Annotated in this window: 16 protein-coding genes; 6 read left to right on the forward strand and 10 right to left on the reverse strand. The window is 62.4% G+C overall.

Annotation, left to right across the window (positions count from 1 at the left end; all coding sequences use genetic code 11):
- Window positions 1–320 precede the first annotated feature (320 nt).
- Entirely contained in the window at window positions 321–1,238 is a 918-nt protein-coding gene (gene yegS, locus BLP99_RS01110) for a lipid kinase YegS (RefSeq protein WP_072389181.1), read from the forward strand.
- On the opposite strand, the gene BLP99_RS01115 is transcribed toward yegS, so the two are convergent.
- The 3 genes from BLP99_RS01115 to BLP99_RS01125 form a co-directional block, all read right to left on the reverse strand.
- Window positions 1,222–1,881, reverse strand: a complete 660-nt coding sequence (locus BLP99_RS01115) for a response regulator (protein ID WP_072389179.1) — start codon at window positions 1,879–1,881, stop codon at window positions 1,222–1,224. The two genes, yegS and BLP99_RS01115, sit on opposite strands and share 17 nt — an antisense overlap.
- Entirely contained in the window at window positions 1,878–2,771 is an 894-nt protein-coding gene (locus tag BLP99_RS01120; protein ID WP_072389177.1) for a sensor histidine kinase, read from the reverse strand. Before BLP99_RS01120 ends, BLP99_RS01115 begins: the two co-directional genes overlap by 4 nt.
- 221 nt (window positions 2,772–2,992) lie before the next feature.
- Window positions 2,993–3,463 carry a hypothetical protein gene (locus tag BLP99_RS01125; protein WP_072389175.1) on the reverse strand — a complete coding sequence of 157 codons (471 nt, stop codon included), beginning with the start codon at window positions 3,461–3,463 and terminating at the stop codon, window positions 2,993–2,995.
- 483 nt (window positions 3,464–3,946) lie between these two features.
- Here BLP99_RS01125 and BLP99_RS01130 point away from each other — a divergent pair, with 483 nt between their 5' ends.
- Window positions 3,947–4,870, forward strand: coding sequence for a chemotaxis protein CheV (locus tag BLP99_RS01130; protein WP_072389173.1), 924 nt, complete (start codon window positions 3,947–3,949; stop codon window positions 4,868–4,870).
- A gap of 70 nt (window positions 4,871–4,940) precedes the next feature.
- Window positions 4,941–5,750 carry an MOSC domain-containing protein gene (locus tag BLP99_RS01135; protein ID WP_072389171.1) on the forward strand — a complete coding sequence of 270 codons (810 nt, stop codon included), beginning with the start codon at window positions 4,941–4,943 and terminating at the stop codon, window positions 5,748–5,750.
- A gap of 66 nt (window positions 5,751–5,816) precedes the next feature.
- Here the strand turns inward: BLP99_RS01135 and ppnP are convergent, their stop codons facing one another.
- From ppnP to BLP99_RS01165, 6 genes are all read right to left on the reverse strand, one after another.
- The gene (ppnP, locus tag BLP99_RS01140) at window positions 5,817–6,101 is read right to left on the reverse strand and encodes a pyrimidine/purine nucleoside phosphorylase (protein ID WP_072389169.1); all 285 of its coding nucleotides are present in this window, start codon (window positions 6,099–6,101) and stop codon (window positions 5,817–5,819) included.
- A gap of 88 nt (window positions 6,102–6,189) precedes the next feature.
- On the reverse strand, window positions 6,190–6,732 hold the full coding sequence (locus BLP99_RS01145) for a 3'-5' exonuclease (RefSeq protein WP_072458086.1): 543 nt from the start codon (window positions 6,730–6,732) through the stop codon (window positions 6,190–6,192).
- A 183-nt stretch (window positions 6,733–6,915) separates the two neighbouring features.
- Window positions 6,916–8,904: an acetyl/propionyl/methylcrotonyl-CoA carboxylase subunit alpha gene (locus tag BLP99_RS01150; RefSeq protein ID WP_092179774.1), complete on the reverse strand. Its 1,989-nt coding sequence runs from the start codon at window positions 8,902–8,904 to the stop codon at window positions 6,916–6,918.
- Between the two features lie 17 nt (window positions 8,905–8,921).
- A complete protein-coding gene (atuD, locus tag BLP99_RS01155) occupies window positions 8,922–10,079 on the reverse strand; it encodes a citronellyl-CoA dehydrogenase (protein WP_072389165.1) in 1,158 nt (385 codons plus the stop codon).
- Window positions 10,080–10,122: 43 nt separating this feature from the next.
- Window positions 10,123–11,739 carry an acyl-CoA carboxylase subunit beta gene (locus tag BLP99_RS01160; protein WP_092179529.1) on the reverse strand — a complete coding sequence of 539 codons (1,617 nt, stop codon included), beginning with the start codon at window positions 11,737–11,739 and terminating at the stop codon, window positions 10,123–10,125.
- 29 nt (window positions 11,740–11,768) lie between these two features.
- Entirely contained in the window at window positions 11,769–13,559 is a 1,791-nt protein-coding gene (locus BLP99_RS01165; protein WP_092179531.1) for an acyclic terpene utilization AtuA family protein, read from the reverse strand.
- Between the two features lie 149 nt (window positions 13,560–13,708).
- Here BLP99_RS01165 and BLP99_RS01170 point away from each other — a divergent pair, with 149 nt between their 5' ends.
- The 3 genes from BLP99_RS01170 (at window position 13,709) to BLP99_RS01180 (ending at window position 16,306) form a co-directional block, all read left to right on the forward strand.
- Window positions 13,709–14,335, forward strand: a complete 627-nt coding sequence (locus tag BLP99_RS01170) for a TetR/AcrR family transcriptional regulator (protein WP_076407245.1) — start codon at window positions 13,709–13,711, stop codon at window positions 14,333–14,335.
- 112 nt (window positions 14,336–14,447) lie between these two features.
- Window positions 14,448–15,224, forward strand: coding sequence for a substrate-binding periplasmic protein (locus BLP99_RS01175; protein ID WP_072389600.1), 777 nt, complete (start codon window positions 14,448–14,450; stop codon window positions 15,222–15,224).
- Between the two features lie 68 nt (window positions 15,225–15,292).
- Window positions 15,293–16,306 carry a GNAT family N-acetyltransferase gene (locus BLP99_RS01180; protein WP_072458083.1) on the forward strand — a complete coding sequence of 338 codons (1,014 nt, stop codon included), beginning with the start codon at window positions 15,293–15,295 and terminating at the stop codon, window positions 16,304–16,306.
- A gap of 122 nt (window positions 16,307–16,428) precedes the next feature.
- Here the strand turns inward: BLP99_RS01180 and BLP99_RS01185 are convergent, their stop codons facing one another.
- On the reverse strand, window positions 16,429–16,977 hold the full coding sequence (locus BLP99_RS01185) for an RNA polymerase factor sigma-70 (RefSeq protein ID WP_072389154.1): 549 nt from the start codon (window positions 16,975–16,977) through the stop codon (window positions 16,429–16,431).
- Between the last annotated feature and the right edge of the window lie 306 nt (window positions 16,978–17,283).

Genomic DNA, 17,283 nt, shown 5'->3' on the forward strand with positions numbered 1-17,283 from the left:
AACGGTTCGAACCACTGATACGGCGCCTGCGGGCCGTGACATATCCATCCATGGGGTTGCACATCCTTGTGTAATGAGTGTTTTTGATGGTCCAGACAACAGAATGCCAAGGTGTCTCAATACAGCTGGAGGGTCAATTGAGTGGATTCGCCAGTTCTTGTAAGAAAACTCTTCGAGTGAAGAAGTATCTGTCCGGGAGCCGGGTACCCCAGCCTTTTCACGGAGGACAGCGGGCTTTTGAGCGAAATTGATAGGCGGAGGGCTTTTTCGGCCGAATGAGCGGTCCCATTTCCTGGAACCTTCCAATGACGGAGACGACGATGAGCAAAGGCAAGGCGCTGTTGATTCTACATGGCAAGCAAGCGCTCAACGAAGAGGTTCGCGCGGCAGTGATGCTCAAGCGCAAGCAGGGCTGGGACCTGGCGGTACGGCTGACCTGGGAGGCCGGCGATGCCCAGCGTTGTGTAGACGAGGCGTTGGAGGCTGGTTACACGCGACTGATCGCCGGTGGCGGTGACGGTACGTTGCGGGACATTGCCGAAGCGCTTGCCCTCCAATCCAGCGATGCCAGCCTCGTGCTGTTGCCATTGGGCACCGCCAATGATTTTGCCCGGGCGGCGGGAGTCCCGCTGGAACCGGACCAGGCCCTGGAACTGTTGGAGGTGGAGCCCCGGGCAATCGACCTGGGCGAAGTCGGCGGACGGATCTTTCTGAACATGGCCACCGGCGGTTTCGGCAGCCAGGTCACGGCAAACACCTCCGAGGATCTGAAAAAGGTGCTGGGCGGGGCCGCGTATCTATTCACCGGCCTGACGCGGTTCAGTGAGCTGAGCGCGGCCTATGGTGAGTTGCAGGGGCCCGGTTTCAGTTGGCAGGGCGATCTGCTGGCGCTGGGCATCGGCAATGGCCGTCAGGCCGGGGGAGGCCATCAGTTGAGTCCGCAGGCGCTGGTGGATGATGGATTGCTGGACATCAGCATCCTGCCGGCCCCCCAGGAAGTGGTCAGCACGCTCAGGGATCTGCTGGCCGGTGGCCTGGGCATCGACAACATGTTCGTGCGCGCACGCCTGCCCTGGGTGGAGATCAAGGTGGCCCAGGGCCTGGACATCAATCTCGACGGCGAGCCGCTGCAGGTCGACAACCTGAGGTTCACGGTGCGCGAGAAGGCGATACGCGTACACCTGCCGCTCGACTCGCCTTTGCTGACGGCTTCCGCGGTACTCAATCGTCCAGGCTGATGATCTGCTCGCGTACCGCGAAAAGCACCAGTCCGGCCACGTCATGGATCTGCAGGCGCTTCATGATCTGCGCCCGGTGAGTCTCCACGGTCTTGATGCTCAGGCTCAGGCCGTTGGCGATTTCCCGGGTCGACTTGCCGCGCACGATCAGCCGCAAAATCTCCAGCTGGCGTGCCGTCAGGTTGTGGGTCTGGACGGGATCGGGCTGATGCTTCTGGACGCGCGTCAGCGCCTGGTTGATCACCGTGTGGGCGATGGCCGGGCTCAGGTAGCGTTCGTTGTTGCGCAGCGCGTCCAGGGCGTGCTCCAGCTCGGTGGCCGTGGTGTCCTTGAGCAGGTAGCCGTGTGCGCCGGACTCAAGGGCCTGCATGATCAGCGCCGGATCGGTGTGCATCGACAGGATCAGCACCTTGCTGTGGGGGCGCACCTGCTTGAGCTGCTGCAAGGCATCCAGGCCGCTGGTGTTTTTCATGGTGATGTCCAGCAGCACGATATCGGGGACCAGCCGTTCCACGAGTTCCAGCAACTGCGTGCCATCACTGGCTTCGCCGATGACGGCATAACCGGGCAGATCCGTGACCAGAGCGCGCACGCCGGCGCGGATCAGCGAATGGTCATCTACGAGAAGCAAATTACAAGTCAATGGAGAACCTTATTCTTACTGGCCCGCGCCAGGGTACGAGGGGCCCAGGGAAAACGAGCTTCGATATGCGTGCCCTTGCCGGCTTCACTGATGACCTTGAGGGTGCCGCCCAGTTGTTCGACCCGTTCCGCCATGCCGGCCATGCCCCGTTGCCCTTCACGGGCGGGGTGGTCTGCCGGGACGAACCCCTGGCCGTCGTCGCTGATCAGCAGGAACAGCCCTTCAGGCAGGCGTTGCAGGCGCACCAGCAGGTTCTGGGCCTGGGCGTGGCGCAAAATATTGGTGACGGCTTCCTGGGTGATCCGGAAGGCAGCGACAGTCATCTCCTCGGGAATCCCCGCCATGCGCTGCTGGCAATCGAGGCTCCATTTCACCGGGGTATTGGCCAGTGTCTTGAGCAGGTGCGCGCGCAGGCTGGCTTCGAGTCCAAGGCTGGTCAATTGGCGCGGGTTGAGGATTGCCGACACATCGCGGACCTTGTGCAGGGTTTCGTCCAGCGTTTCGCAGAGGACCGAACATTGGCCCTGCAAGTCCTCGGGGAGCCGGCGCTTGAGCCATTCGCTTTGCAATTTGGCCGCGGTCAGCAACTGGCCGATATCGTCGTGCAGCTCACGGCTGAGTCGGTGACGTTCGTTTTCCTGGACTTCGAGCAACCGGTCGGCCAGTTCCTGTGGCTGGAACTTGATGGACTTTCGCGACAGCCGATAGTGGATCCAGACGCAGGTCAAGGCTGCGATGTCCAACACCAGCAGGCTCACCGGCACGACCTGGCCGGACAGGTACACCAGCACGCTGCCGAGGGTCGAGCAAATGCACAGGAACAGGGTGAACCGGCGGGCGTTTTCTCGGGAGGGTGGCCAGGTGAGGGATGACTTGAGGCTGGCGTACATAGCGGATGGAGCCAATGAAGGTTCGCTGCGGGCTGGCCGGTCAGCGCATCTGACAGGCCGGGTCGGGTAAACGTTTCAGGTCGAGGGTGGCTTCGGTGGCAGGCTTTCCACACCCTGCTTTCGAAGCGACTGACGCGAGACATAGTACCACTTCATCCAGCGTTGGTCGCGCCTGGCATGGTGCCCTGAAGCGCCGTGCATCGGAGGTCGGCCGTGAGGTGTCAGGCCTGCTTCTGGGAGAAGGGCACCAGGGCCAGCCGGTGTGCTGCGTGGAGTGCGTCGCAAGGGCTTTGGCCCACCTGGAAGGCGAATGCCTCGATCAATGAGGTCTGTTCGCTGTTGTCCAGGCTGAGCTGGCCGGTGGTGGGATCGACCAGTTCCAGCTGCCAGGCCATCAGGGTGAAGCAATCCTTCAAGGCCTCAAGGGCCTGGTCGTGCAGATCCATGTTGTTCTGCGCATGGCTGAGCAGGCCATGGATATGCAGGGAGAATTCCGATACGGCTTCCAGTGCCAGGGCATCGGCCTTGTTTGCCAGCTTCAACAAGGTACTGAGCATGCAATCGATTGCATCCTTGTCATTGTTGATCAGCTGCAGATGGCTCAGGCATTCCTCCGACTTGGCCAGCAGTGTCTCGGCCTCGGTCAGGAATTCGGGTAGGCGCTGAGACCAGTTCTTACGATCGTTCGGCATGCTTATCTCCACAACATCATGTCAGACGAAAGAAAATCGCGAGTGGCAAACGGTTGGGCCTCACGGCCGGCTACGAACGAAAGTGCGTCGGCACACCCTTGCCGCGTGCCAGGGACAGGCAGACGGAAAGTTGCTCGGGTGGGATCGGCCGAAAGGCTGGAAGTCCGATGTCCTGCTGTCGCGCACAAAGGCCTGACTCCGTTCAGCAATGAGAATGGCGTCACATTAATGGCTATTGGATATTGGGAATATCAGGTTGGACCTGATTGTTGCTAGGGGAATCCCTTAGGCAGGGGAACCTTGTGCGCAAAACATGGTCGCGCAGCGGGGAAAGTGGTCGGATCTGAAGGGTGAAGCCAGTAAAGCATGATGTTAATGTGATATCAATGCCCCGCAAGTGTATTTCATCAGGGGGTCAAGATCCGGCGTCCACGGCCGATAGTTGCTTTATTGGATTCATCCGAACAATCCCAGGAGTCATCAATGGCCGGCATTCTCGACACAGTAGACCAACGAACCCAGCTGGTGGGTGAGAATCGCCTGGAAATTCTCATGTTTCGCCTGGCGGGGCGGCAATTGTTCGCCATCAACGTGTTCAAGGTCCAGGAAGTTCTGCAACTGCCCAAGCTGACCTTGATGCCGCAACGCCACCCATTCGTGTGCGGCGTGGTCAACCTGCGGGGCCAGACGCTGCCGGTGATCGACCTGTCCCAGGCCATCGGCATGCGTCCACTGGTGCCGGGAGCCAACAGCACCATCATCGTCACCGAGTACAACCGGTCGGTCCAGGCGTTCCTGGTGGGTGGCGTGGACCGCATCGTCAACATGAACTGGGAAGCGATCCTGCCGCCGCCGACCAGCGCCGGCCGGGAACACTACCTGACCGCGATCAGCAAGGTGGACGACCAGTTGGTGGAAATCATCGACGTGGAGAAAGTCCTCGCCGAAATCGTGCCCTACAACGCCAAGGTCTCCCGGGACAAGCTCGAAGACCCGGTGCTGGAGAAGGCTCGCGGACGCGAAGTATTGCTGGTGGACGACTCCAATGTCGCGCTCTCGCAACTGCGCGACACCCTGGGTCAGTTGGGGGTGAAGATGCACATCGCCAGCGACGGCCTGAAAGCCCTCAACATGCTCAAGGCCTGGGCCGATACCGGTGAGGTGATGACCGACAAATTGCTGATGATCTTCACCGACGCGGAAATGCCGGAAATGGACGGCTATCGCCTGACCACCGAGATCCGTAACGACCCGCGCTTGCGTGGGCTCTACGTGGTCCTGCATACCTCGCTGTCCGGCAGCTTCAACGACTCGATGGTGAAGAAGGTCGGCTGCGACAATTTCCTCTCCAAATTCCAGCCCGACAAACTGGTCGATGTGGTGCGCCAGCGACTGATGCTTGGCTGAGGCCGATCATGGTTTGCATCGATGGCCGGCTCGTATAAGGTGGCATTTTTTCGCCATCAGGGAGCTGACCATGTTGCGGCTGAGCGCGCTGTACCGTTATCCGTTGAAGTCCGGCAAAGGCCAGTCCCTGCCAGGGATTGGCCTGGACAAACTGGGGTTGGACGGTGACCGGCGCTGGATGCTGGTGGATGAGGCCAGCGGGCGATTCCTGACTCAGCGGGCCGTGGCAAAGATGAGCCAGCTCTCGGCATTGTGGAACGATGCCGGAGGCCTGACGCTCAGTGCGCCGGGCCATGGCAGTATCGAGGTGCCGCTGCCTTCGACCGCCGAAGAGCAACGCCGGGGAGTGACTATCTGGCGTGACACCCTGCGTGTACCGGATGCTGGCGATGAGGCGGGCAACTGGGTCAGCGAGTTCATTGGCAATGCCACCCGGCTTGTGCATGTACCGGTGGAGCTGGCGCGTACCACGGCGGCCGGTTACGGCAAGGACGACGATAAGGTCGCCTTCGCGGACGGTTTTCCATTGCTGCTGATCGGCCAGGCCTCCCTGCAGGATCTGTCGAATCGGGTCGGTCGCTCCCTGGAGATGCTGCGTTTCCGGCCCAATCTGGTGATCGAGGGCAGCGACGCGTTCGCCGAGGATGGCTGGAAACGTATTCGTATCGGCGATGTGGAATTTCGGGTGGTCAAGCCGTGCTCGCGCTGCATCATGACCACGGTCGACCCGCAAACCGGTGAACGCGATCCGAACCGCGAGCCTTTCGCCACGTTGCAGCAGTATCGATCGACGCCGGACGGGGCGATGTTCGGCCAGAACCTGGTCAACGACGGCAACGGTCGGCTCGAAGTCGGCATGCCGGTCGAGGTGCTCGAATAAACACCGCGTCCGCAATGAAAAATGCCCGTGTCGCTGGACACGGGCATTTTTTTTGATGCAGCAGGTTCAGCCGCGGTATTCGCACAGGTAGGCAGTGTCGACGGCCACCTTGAGCTGGAACTTGCTGTTGGCCGGGACATTGAACTGGCTGCCGGCAGCGAAGGTTTCCCATTCGGCGCTGTCGGGCAGTTTCACGGTCAGGGCGCCGGAGACCACGTGCATGATCTCCCGCTGGGCCGTTCCGAACTCGTATTCGCCCGGTGCCATGACGCCGATGGTCGCAGGACCTTCGGCAGTGCCGAAGGCGATGGACTTGACGGTGCCGTCGAAGTACTCGTTGACTTTGAACATGGGCGATTCCTCGTAAAAGGGCTGAAAAAGGCCGGCCAGTATGCACAAGGCTTCGACACACGTCATCTGCGAAACGGGGGCGGGTTGCTCAGTCGGCCAGCACCAGGGGCAGCAATCGCGCGGTGTTGCGCGCATCCTCCAGGGCCCGGTGCTGTTGACCGTTGAACTGCAGGCCGGCCAGTTGCAGGGCTCCATTGAGCCCCAGTGGCCGCTCCAGCCGTCGGGCCTTGGCGAAGCGCTGCTTGAGGTTCATGTGGGGCACCTGGCTGAGAAAGCTTTGCAGCCGTTGATGCTGCCACTCCTGAAGCAACTGCTTGCGGTCGTAATCGCCCCAGCTGACCCAGCCGCCCAGGTTCGCCTGGTAGGGCGTCAGCCAGCGTTCGAATGCCGGCCAGACTTCGGACAAGGTGGCCGCGCTGTCGATATTGGCCTGGGTGATGTGCGTCAGCTCGCGGCAGAACGATGTGAGCAGGGGGCGTCTCAAGGGGCGGACGAAACGCTGGAAATGATCCACCTCGTGAGCGTCACGATTCACCAGCGTGGCGCCGATTTCGATAATTTCCATTTCGGTTACCGGCCAGCCTCCTTCATCGGTGGTGGCCTCCAGATCAATCACCAGCCAGTTAGGCATCGCGGGTTCCCGGGTAGCGGCATGCAGATGGGGTTGAGCGTAGTCAAACCCGGCGCATCCGCCTAGGCTCTGTACGAAAAGCCTTGATACTCGTTCATGCTGCGTTGAAAAATGCCTCGCAATGCTCGTGTACTCAAGTACATTCCGCTTGATCGGCTGTTTTCGCCTTGCCTGACCTTCGTCTCAAGACTTTTCGTACAGAGCCGGGTCGTCTGTGGTCACCTGCAACAAAACCTGCCGGTTCCTCACCTGGTCGCCTTGCCTGATCTGCAACGCCCGCACCACGCCGTCCCTGTCGGCCTTGAGCGAGTGTTCCATTTTCATCGCCTCGAGCACTACCAGCAGTTGCCCCTGGCAAACCACGCTGCCTTCCCTGACCCGCAATTGCACGATAGCCCCATCCATTGGCGCCCTGAGCATGCCATCACCCACCACGCAGTCTGGTATGACAGCAGCGTGGGTCCGGTCCTGCAGGTGCAGGCTGCCGGGGCGGGCGAACAGCCAGAGGTCGGTGCCGTGGAGGCGCCAGGTGTAGCGTTGCCGGATGCCATTGATGACCAGGCTTGTGCCGCGCTGGTCGGTATCGAGCCGTATCAGTTCGAACACCTGGCCGGCGGTTAGAACCCGCAGCGTGCCGTCCGCTTCGGCGTTCAGGCTCAGTGTCCAGTCGCGTTCGGCCGCACCGATCCGGTAGTGCAGCGCCGCGCCTGTGTTGTTGTGCCAGCCCGCCAGGCCGGAGTGGGGTGCGCCTGCCGCCCAGTAGAACAGGGCGGTGGCGATGGCCAGCTGTTCAGTCGAGGGGATATGAGGCTGGAGGGCAATGTGGTCGGCGAAATGCCGGGCGATGAAGTCGGTGCCGAAATCGCCCGCGATGAATTGCGGATGCGCCAGCAGACCCGCCAGCATTCGCTGATTGCTCCGAACCCCCAGCAACACGCAATCCTCCACGGCGCGCAACAGCTTGCGCCGGGCCTCTTCGCGAGTGGCGCCGTGGCTGATGAGCTTGCCCAGCATCGGATCATAGAACGGTGTGATGGCCTGGCCTTCCAGCAAACCGTGGTCGATGCGTACCTCGCCCCGGGTCGGCGGTTCCCAGCCGGTCAGGCGTCCGGTCTGGGGCAGGAAATGCTCGCCTGGATCTTCGGCATACAGCCGCACTTCCATGGCATGGCCGCTGAGCTGCAACTGATCCTGGCGCAGGGGCAAGGGCAGGCCAGCGGCGATGTCCAGCTGCCAGGCCACCAGGTCCTGGCCAGTGATCTGTTCGGTCACCGGGTGCTCCACCTGCAGCCGGGTATTCATTTCCAGGAAGTAGAACCGGTCATCGGCGGCCAACAGGAACTCCACCGTGCCGGCACCGACGTAGTTCACCGCGCGACCGGCCTTGAGCGCTGCCTCGCCCATGGCGTGGCGCAGCGCGGCGGTCATGACCGGGCAGGGTGCCTCCTCGATGATCTTCTGGTGACGGCGCTGGATCGAGCAGTCCCGTTCGCCGAGGTGGATCAAGTGACCATGGCGATCGCCAAAAATCTGCACCTCGACATGCCGTGGATCGATCAGCGCCTGTTCCAGGATCAACTCGTCACTGCCAAAGCCATGCAGTGCCTCGGAGCGTGCACCGTGCAGTTGCTCCAGCAGGTCGTCGGCCCGCTGGACCAGGCGCATGCCCCGGCCGCCACCGCCTGCGCTGGCCTTGATCATCAGCGGGAAACCGATGCGTTCGGCTTCGCGGCAAAGAGTGTCGTCGTCCTGGGCCGCGTCCTGGTAGCCGGCTATACAGGGCACACCCGCGGCAAGCATGGCGATCTTCGAACGCCGTTTGCTGCCCATCAGTTCGATGGCGTCGGGGCTGGGTCCGATGAAAACGAGCCCGGCTTTTTCGCAGGCCCGGGCGAAGTCGGCGTTCTCGGAGAGGAAACCGTAGCCGGGGTGAATCGCATCGGCGCCGCTTCTGCGGGCCGCCTCGAGAATGGCCGATGGGTTGAGGTAGGACTGTTGCACCGCCGCCGGTCCGATCGAAACGGCTTCATCGGCCATGCGGACATGCAACGCGTCGGCATCGGCCTCGCTGAACACAGCGACCGTGCGGTAGCCCAGGGCCTGCGCGGTGCGCTGGATCCGGCAGGCGATTTCACCGCGGTTGGCGACGAGGATCTTGCTGAAGGCGGACATGGCGGGCGGGTAGCTGCTCATTTTTTCTTTCCCGGCAACGTGCCCATGAGCTTGCAGATGATCCCCAGCATGATCTCGTCCGCACCGGCGCCGATGGACACCAGCCGTACATCGCGGTAGGCCCGCGACACCGGGTTGTCCCACATGAACCCCATGCCGCCCCAGTATTGCAGGCAACTGTCGGTGACCTCACGGCTCAGGCGCCCGGCCTTGAGCTTGGCCATGGACGCCAGGCGCGTGACATCCTGGCCGTTGATGTACTGCTCGGTGGCCTGATAGACCAGCGCTCGCAGGCATTCGATCTCGCTGGCCAGTTCCGCCAGGCGAAAGTGGATCACCTGATTGTCGATCAGCGCTGTACCGAAGGTCTTGCGTTCACGGCAATATTCGATGGTGCTGTCGACGCAGCGCTCCAGCCCCTTGATCATGTTCGCCGCGCCGAACAGCCGTTCTTCCTGGAACTGCAGCATCTGCATCATGAACCCGGCGCCCTCCTGGCCGATGCGATTGCGTTGCGGCACCCGCACATCATCGAAGAACACCTGGGCGGTTTCCGAGCTGCGCATGCCGAGCTTGTCCAGGTGCGCGCCGAGGCTGATGCCGGGCGTGTGCATCGGTACCACGATCAGGGATTTGTTGAGGTGCGGCTTGTCGTCCGAAGTGTTGGCCAGAAGGCAGATGAAATCGGCGCTCGGTGAATTGGTGATCCACATCTTGCTGCCGTTGATGACGTAGTCGTCGCCGTCCTTGCGCGCCGTGGTCTTGAGGCCGGCCACGTCGGAGCCGGCAGCGGTTTCCGAGACGCCGATGCAGCCCACCTGTTCGCCGCGGATGGCCGGGCGCAGGAATTCTTCGCGCAGTGCGTCGGAACCGAAACGCGCCAGGGCCGGAGTGCACATGTCGGTCTGGACGCCGATGGACATGGGCACGCCGCCACAGTGGATGGTGCCGAATTCCTCGGCCGCGACGATCGAATAGCTGTAGTCCAGGCCCATGCCGCCGAAACGTTCTGGCTTGGAGATTCCCAGCAACCCCAGCTCGCCCGCCTTGCGAAAGACTTCGTGGATGGGAAACCGCCCGGCCTTTTCCCATTCGTCGACGTAAGGGTTGATGTCGTGGTCGACAAACTGGCGAACAGTGCGCCGCAGTGCTTCGTGTTCCTGGGTGAAGATCATTTTCAGTGTTCTCCTTTGAACGGCGATCGAGGCACTCGCCGGATCAGAAGCGGGCCACTCCGAAACTGTTGGGTTGCAGCGACCGGCCTTCGGCTTCATGGCAGATGTCCAGCAGGTAGCCCAGCAGGGTGCGGGTATCCCGTGGGTCGATGAGGCCGTCGTCCCACAGGTTGGCGCTGCCGTAGAGGGCGGTGGACTGGCTGTCGAGTTTCTGCGCGGTGCTGCGTTCCAGCTGGTCGAGCATCTGTGGATCGGCAGTGACGCCGTTCCTGGCCTGCGTGGCCTCGGTGACCAGGCGCAGGACCTTGCCGGCCTGGGCGCCTCCCATCACCGCAGTGTGGCTGTTGGGCCAGGCGAAGATGAAACGCGGATCCAGTCCGCGACCGCACATGGCGTAATGGCCGGCACCGTAGGAACCGCCCACCACGATTGTCAGCTTCGCCACCCGGGCGTTGGCCACCGCCTGGATCATCTTGGCGCCGTGCTTGATCACACCTTGCTGTTCGGCTTCGGTGCCCACCATGAACCCGGTGGTGTTGTGCAGGAACAACAGCGGTGTGCGGCTCTGGTCGCAAAGCTGGATGAACTGCGCCGCCTTGCTCGCGCCCTTCGGTGTGATCGGACCGTTGTTGCCGATCAGGCCGCAGGCATGGCCGTGAATCCGAAGGTGGCCGCACACCGTCAGTGGGTCGAATTCGTTCTTGAAGTCGAGGAAGCTGGAGCCGTCGGCGATGCGGGCGATGATTTCCCGCACGTCATAGGGCTTTTTGGGATCGTCGGGCACCAGTCCGTACAATTCGTCGATGGGGTAGAGCGGTTCCGGCCAGGTGTGATCGGGGCGTGGCGGTCGTCGTGCGTTCCAGGGCAGCAGGCTGACGATTTCCCGGGCCAGGCGGATACCGTCGGCGTCGTTCTCGGCCAGGTATTCGGCGGTGCCCGCTACTTGCGCGTGCATCTGCGCGCCACCCAGTTCCTCCTCGGTGGCCATTTCGCCGGTAGCGGCCTTGAGCAGTGGCGGGCCGGCAAGGAACAGCCGGGCCTTGTCACGTACCACCACCACATAGTCCGACAGCCCCGGCTGATAAGCGCCGCCAGCGGTGGCCGAGCCGTGCACCACGGTAATCTGTGGCAGCCCCATGGCCGACATCCGGGCCTGGTTGGCGAAGCTGCGCGCGCCTTCGACGAAAATCTGCGCGGCGTAATTGAGGTTGGCCCCGCCGCTTTCGGCGAGGGTGATCACCGGCAGCCTGTTTTCCATGGCGATCTGTTGCAGGCGCAGGGTCTTGTCAAGGCCGCTGGGGGAAATGGTTCCGCCCCTGATCGCACTGTTGTTGGCCACCACCAGCACCCGCGCGCCACTGACATGGCCGATGCCAGCGATCAGGCCACCGCCGGCCTCGCTGCCGTCCTTGTCGTCATGGAGCTTGTAGCCGGCCAGGCTCGCCAGTTCGAGGAACGGCGCGCCGGGGTCCAGCAGCAGGTTCAGGCGCTGGCGTGGCAGCAGTTGACCCCGCATGTCGAATTTCGCCTGGGCCTGGGCGGCCTTCTCCAGCATGGCCTGTTCGATCTGCCGAAGTTGTCCGACGCTGGCCAGCATCGCCGCGCGATTGCGGGCGAAGTCGGCGTTGTGCGGATCGAGCTGCGATTCGATGACTGGCATGGCGACTGTTCCTTTCCAACGAGCGTCCTTCAGTTGACCCGGTCGGCGATGTCCTGGGGCACCGGGATCTGGATTTCCAGCAGTTGCTGGGCGAATGCCTTGCCCTGGGGGTCGATGCGCAGGCTGGCGACGCCACCGCCGCCGAGGGCGTTCTCCAACAGGAAATTCAGGCTCTGGGTACCGGGCAGGTACCAACGCTCGACGCGTCCGCGCACGGGATCGAGTACATGGCTCATCCAGTCGACCATCACTTGCGGCGTCAGCGCTTCGGCGATCCACGGCAGGTACTCGGGCTCGCGGGCGATCACACCGATGTTGCTGTGATTGCCCTTGTCACCGGAGCGGGCCACGGCCAGCTTGATCAGGGGGACGCTGGCATCGGCCCGACCCTGGGGCCTGGGCAGTTCCGGGGCGGTGGGCAGGTCGCTGGTGTCCAGCGGTTTGACGTCAGGCAGGACGCAGGCGTGGAGCTGGCCGTCCAGTTGTATGTCGAGCCGGCAGGCACTTTTGTCGATCAGGAACGAGAAGAGACGTATCAGCGGCTGCACCGTCGGTCGGCCGCCCAGCAGGCCGGTCAGTCCAGGTGCCATGCCGGTGGCGGCCGGGGCGATCTCCCGGGCAAACAGCGCCAGCGCTTGTCGGTCCGGGTGCCGGACCGCCAGCTTGATCAACACTTCGCGGCTGTCCCGGCGTTGGCCGTGGTGACCGTAGGTGGCTTCGCTGCCCAACAGCTCGATGTTCACTTCGCTGTAGGGAGCCCAGCCTCGCTCGCTGAACATCTGCGAGGTCCTGGCAATGATCGCCTGACTGACCCGTTCGGCCTTGGCCACCGCATCGATGCCGGCGATCAGGCACAGGGCGGTGCAGCGAAAGCCGTCCGGCCAGGTGGCGCACACTTTGTACCGATCGGTGGGGGGCAGGCCCCTGGCGCCCTGGACTCGCACGGCATGCCTGCCTTGCTGGATCAACCTGACCTGGCTGAAATCGCAGATCACGTCCGGTAGCAGGTACCCCTGCGGGTCGCCGATTTCGTACAACAGCTGTTCGCCGACGGTCAGCGGTGTGACCAGCCCGCCAGTGCCTTGCACCTTGGTGACAATGAACTGGCCGTCGGCGCTGGCTTCGACGATGGGAAAACCGATGTGCTCGTAATCCGGCACGTCTTGCCAGTCCGTGAAATTACCGCCCGTGCATTGGGCCCCGCACTCGATGAGATGTCCGGCCAGTGCAGCCTGGGCCAGTTTGTCGTAGTCGTGCCAGGCCCAGCCGAATTCGTGCACCAGGGCGGCGCTGACCACCGCACTGTCCACCACGCGACCGGTGATCACGATATCGGCTCCCAGGCGCAGGGCTTCGACGATGCCTGGTGCGCCCAGGTAGGCGTTGATGGAGAGGCACGTAGAGGGCAAGGGCTCGCCGCTGGACATCTCGCGGATGCCCTGCTGGGCAAGTCCTTGGCATTGAGTTTGCAGGTCATCGCCCAGCAGTACGGCGATCTTCAACGGCACGCCGGCCTCGTCGCAAGCTGTTCGAAGGGCGGCGGCACAGGCTTGGGGATTGACCCCGCCGGCATTGCTGATGACGCGGATGGCGCCTTCATGCAGACGCTGGAGCAGGGGGGCCAGCACTTCGACAAAGTCGGTGGCATAACCGGCCTGGGGATCCTTCATGCGCGCAGCGGCCATGATCGAGAGGGTGATCTCGGCCAGGTAATCGAACACCAGGTAATCCAGGTTCCCGCCGTCCACCAACTGGGCCGCGGCGGTAGGGGTGTCGCCCCAGAAGGCGCTGGCGCAACCGATACGGATCGCTCTTGGCATGGAGGGCCCTCCGGTAAACGGGATTCGAGACTACCAAGCAAGCGCTTGGTTTGTAAACGACCGCTGGTTCTTCTGCCCGAGCGCTTGCTTGGTTGTCCCGCTGGGCTTAAATTGCCGGCGCCACGTCGAACGACTGTAGGAGAGAAAGGGTGGACGAGCAAAAAGCCTTGAGGGTCATGCAAGAGCTGGTGGAGCTCGGTCAACTGACCGACCCGGACAGCGCCCGCGGCAAGTTGCTGCAGACGGCCGCCCACCTGTTTCGCAACAAAGGCTTCGAGCGCACCACGGTGCGCGACCTGGCGAGCGCCGTGGGCATTCAGTCCGGCAGCATCTTTCATCACTTCAAGAGCAAGGACGAGATCCTGCGGGCGGTGATGGAAGAAACCATCCGCTACAACACCGCCCTGATGCGCGCGGCCCTGGCCGAGGCGGGCAATGTTCGTGAGCGGGTACTGGCGCTGATCCGCTGCGAACTGCAGTCGATCATGGGCGGTACGGGCGAGGCGATGGCGGTGCTGGTCTACGAATGGCGCTCGTTATCCGAGCAAGGGCAGGAGCAGGTGCTGGCCTTGCGCGATATTTACGAGGACTTGTGGCTGGAGGTGCTGGGCCAGGCCAAGGATGCCGGGTATATTCGCGGGGACGTGTTCATTACCCGGCGTTTCCTCACAGGCGCATTGTCCTGGACCACCACCTGGTTTCGCGCCGAAGGCAGCCTGAGTCTCGATGACCTGGCCGAACAGGCATTGATCCTGGTGCTTGAAGAAAAACAATAATCGGGCCGTTTTCCTCCGGTTGCCGCGTGGTTGGCTAATCGGGCTGAAACCGCCTAGCTTGAATGTATGACTTATGGGGGAGTGGGTGACCTTGAAGTGTTCGCCGATGGGGATGACTTCGCGTGTTCTGCTGGCCGTGCTGGCCATTTTCCTGGCCTTGCCAGCTTCGGCGGCGCAACTGGTCCGTATCGGGGCCGCGCATTTCCCACCCTATACGGTGCGCCCCGAAAATGGCGCCGACACCGGCCTGCTGCCGCAATTGGTCGAGGCCCTGAATCGCTCCCAGACCGACTACCAGTTCGTGCTGGTGCCTACATCGATCCCGCGTCGCTTCAATGATTTCAAGCAGGGCCGGGTCGATATGGCGATCTTCGAGAACCCCGACTGGGGATGGAAGGACGTGCCGCATACCGTGGTGGACATGGGCCTGGAGGATGCGGAGATCTTTGTCGCCCAGCGCCAGCCGGATCGCCAGCAGAGCTACTTCGCCGACCTCAGGGGCAAGCGCCTGGCCCTGTTCAGCGGTTACCACTATGCCTTTGCCGAATTCAACGCCGATCCCAAGTTTCTCATCGGCCAATACAACGCCACGCTGACGTATTCCCATGACAGCAACCTGTTGATGGTGCTGCGCGGTCGTGCGGACATCGCGCTGGTGACGCGTTCGTACCTCAACGACTATGTCCTGCGCAATCCTCAGGTCGGCCCCCAGTTGCTGGTGTCCGAGCGTATCGACCAGGTCTATCACCACTATGCGTTGATCCGGCCCCAGGCGCCGATCACCAGCGAAACCTTCGCCCGGTTATTGCAAACGCTTCGGGACAACGGTCAATTGCTGGCCATTTTCACGCCTTACCAGATTGCCCTGGTGCCGACCCACAGTCATTGACCGGCCCTAAATTTCCCGCCCTGGCTCACGTCCCACGTTGACTACCGACGAATACGCGAGCCTCTGCCATGCCCGACCTCAACCACCCGACGATGCTGCCCTTGCCCGGAGGGCGCCGTCTGGGCGCCGATGAAACCGAACGTCATCTGAGCCTGATGCTGGAAGGCGCACCGCTGATCCGGCTGCGCCTGGAGCGTGGCCCCGAATTGCGGGTGCATCTGCAGGAAATCAACGACCGGCCAGTTGGGCCGGCCCTCTGGGCCGCCTGCTATTGGCTGTTTGCCCGGGAGCCGCAGTGCCAGCGCCTGGTCTGGCACCTTGCTGAGCGTCCCGGCGACGCCTTGCTCAGCGGCCTGCTGACGGCCACCGGGGAGGCTGACGAATATGCCTGCGAGCGCACGCAGTTCTGGCAACTGCCGCAACCCTGGCTAGGCGAGTCGTTCAATGGCAGTTATCCGCAGCAGATGATCATCACGGACGGCAAGCGCCATCCGCGTCGGCCGATAAAGCCTCGCGGCGAAGTGTATCGGCGTTTCGATGCGCGGCTGGGGGCCTGGGTGTCCTTGCGCACCCTGGAGATCGAGCACGACCTGGCGCGTTTCAATCGCTGGCAGAACAGCCCCCGGGTGGCGAGTTTCTGGCAGGAGCAAGGCAGCCTCGAACAGCACCGCCAATACCTGGACACGCTGCAGCGCGACCCACGGGTCCTGACCCTGATCGGTTGTTTCGACGATCAGCCGTTTGCCTACTTCGAAGCCTATTGGGCCAAGGAGGATCGGATCGCGCCGTTCTATGACGCCGAGAACTACGATCGTGGCATCCACATGCTGGTGGGCGAGGAGCAGCATCGGGGGCCCCACAAGGTGGCGAGCTGGCTATCGGCGCTGGTGCACTACCTGTTCCTGGACGACCCGCGCACCCAGCGCGTGGTGGCCGAGCCCCGGGCCGACAATGCAAGGATGATCGGATACCTGCACAACCAGTGTTTCCACTGCGAGAAGGAATTCGATTTCCCTCACAAGCGTGCGGCGCTGATGATCCTGGGGCGCGAGCGGTTCTTCGACCGGTGCGCGTTGATGTGAGGTTTGGCATGGACCAGGTGGCGGTCATCAGGCCGTCATCATGAACAGGCTCGCTTTCACCAGGTCGGTGGACCTGGTGAAAGCGAGCCTGTTTGCGGCAAGGCCGGAGAAAATGGCGTGTGTTACCGCCGGGCGAAGGTGTCTGCGCGCACGCCCGACGCCTTGCGGCAATGCACCAGGGCGTCACGGATCATGAAGTTCACCAGGGTGGGCGAGACCCCCAGTTCCTTGGCGATGTCCTTCTGTGGAACGCCATGCAGGCGATACATTTCGAAGGCGTAGCGGGTGCGGCTGGGCAACTCGGTCAACGCATCGGCAATGTGCTCCAGCGTGGAAAAGTTGATGTGAGACGTTTCCGGCGAAGCACCCTGGATCACCACGTTCAGTCCTTCCTCTTCCGGCCCCGAGTATTTCTGTTCCAGCGCCTGCTTGCGGTAGTGATCGATCGCCAGGTTGCGCACGATCTGGAACAGGTAACTGAGCTGAGCCTTGAAGGAAGAGGTGATCTGGGGCGCCGATTGCAGCCGGAAAAACGCATCCTGCACCACATCTTCGGCGCGAGACCGGCAACCGGTGATGCGCGCCGCGATCTTGACCAGGATCATCCGGTTATCGACGAACGCCTGAAGTAACGGTGAGTCGCACCTGCTTGTGGATACTTGTTCCGTCATGGAATTCACCTTGCTGCAAAAAGTTAGCAGGACAAGCGGTTAACTGGCGGCGTCCTGCGCATCGAGCGCCAAATTAGGCTGAATGATAATGATTGTCAATTGAGAAGAAGAATTATTGATGGCAATTGTTCAACATGGGCCGCCGCGACCCATTGCCGCAGGGCGATCGCTTGCCAATGGCTCGGTGGGCCTGCTCGCTGACTAATTATTTGCCGGCGTGATCCGTTCTCATGGGTGACGGTTTCGGGCGGCAGCCCGGATGCCGCAACGCATTTCCATTGCCTCGCGCGGTCGGCTATGACCGCG

It is taken from the genome of Pseudomonas sp. NFACC32-1 (genome assembly GCF_900101215.1).
In the GTDB taxonomy this organism is placed as follows: Bacteria; Pseudomonadota; Gammaproteobacteria; order Pseudomonadales; family Pseudomonadaceae; genus Aquipseudomonas.

Excerpts from the sequence above, each read along its gene's own strand:
- yegS (WP_072389181.1), top strand. The coding sequence starts at position 321 with ATGAGCAAAGGCAAGGCGCTGTTGATTCTACATGGCAAGCAAGCGCTC.
- BLP99_RS01120 (WP_072389177.1), bottom strand. The coding sequence starts at position 2,771 with ATGTACGCCAGCCTCAAGTCATCCCTCACCTGGCCACCCTCCCGAGAA.
- BLP99_RS01125 (WP_072389175.1), bottom strand. The coding sequence starts at position 3,463 with ATGCCGAACGATCGTAAGAACTGGTCTCAGCGCCTACCCGAATTCCTG.
- BLP99_RS01130 (WP_072389173.1), top strand. The coding sequence starts at position 3,947 with ATGGCCGGCATTCTCGACACAGTAGACCAACGAACCCAGCTGGTGGGT.
- BLP99_RS01135 (WP_072389171.1), top strand. The coding sequence starts at position 4,941 with ATGTTGCGGCTGAGCGCGCTGTACCGTTATCCGTTGAAGTCCGGCAAA.
- ppnP (WP_072389169.1), bottom strand. The coding sequence starts at position 6,101 with ATGTTCAAAGTCAACGAGTACTTCGACGGCACCGTCAAGTCCATCGCC.
- BLP99_RS01145 (WP_072458086.1), bottom strand. The coding sequence starts at position 6,732 with ATGCCTAACTGGCTGGTGATTGATCTGGAGGCCACCACCGATGAAGGA.
- BLP99_RS01150 (WP_092179774.1), bottom strand. The coding sequence starts at position 8,904 with ATGTCCGCCTTCAGCAAGATCCTCGTCGCCAACCGCGGTGAAATCGCC.
- atuD (WP_072389165.1), bottom strand. The coding sequence starts at position 10,079 with ATGATCTTCACCCAGGAACACGAAGCACTGCGGCGCACTGTTCGCCAG.
- BLP99_RS01160 (WP_092179529.1), bottom strand. The coding sequence starts at position 11,739 with ATGCCAGTCATCGAATCGCAGCTCGATCCGCACAACGCCGACTTCGCC.
- BLP99_RS01165 (WP_092179531.1), bottom strand. The coding sequence starts at position 13,559 with ATGCCAAGAGCGATCCGTATCGGTTGCGCCAGCGCCTTCTGGGGCGAC.
- BLP99_RS01175 (WP_072389600.1), top strand. The coding sequence starts at position 14,448 with ATGACTTCGCGTGTTCTGCTGGCCGTGCTGGCCATTTTCCTGGCCTTG.
- BLP99_RS01180 (WP_072458083.1), top strand. The coding sequence starts at position 15,293 with ATGCCCGACCTCAACCACCCGACGATGCTGCCCTTGCCCGGAGGGCGC.
- BLP99_RS01185 (WP_072389154.1), bottom strand. The coding sequence starts at position 16,977 with ATGACGGAACAAGTATCCACAAGCAGGTGCGACTCACCGTTACTTCAG.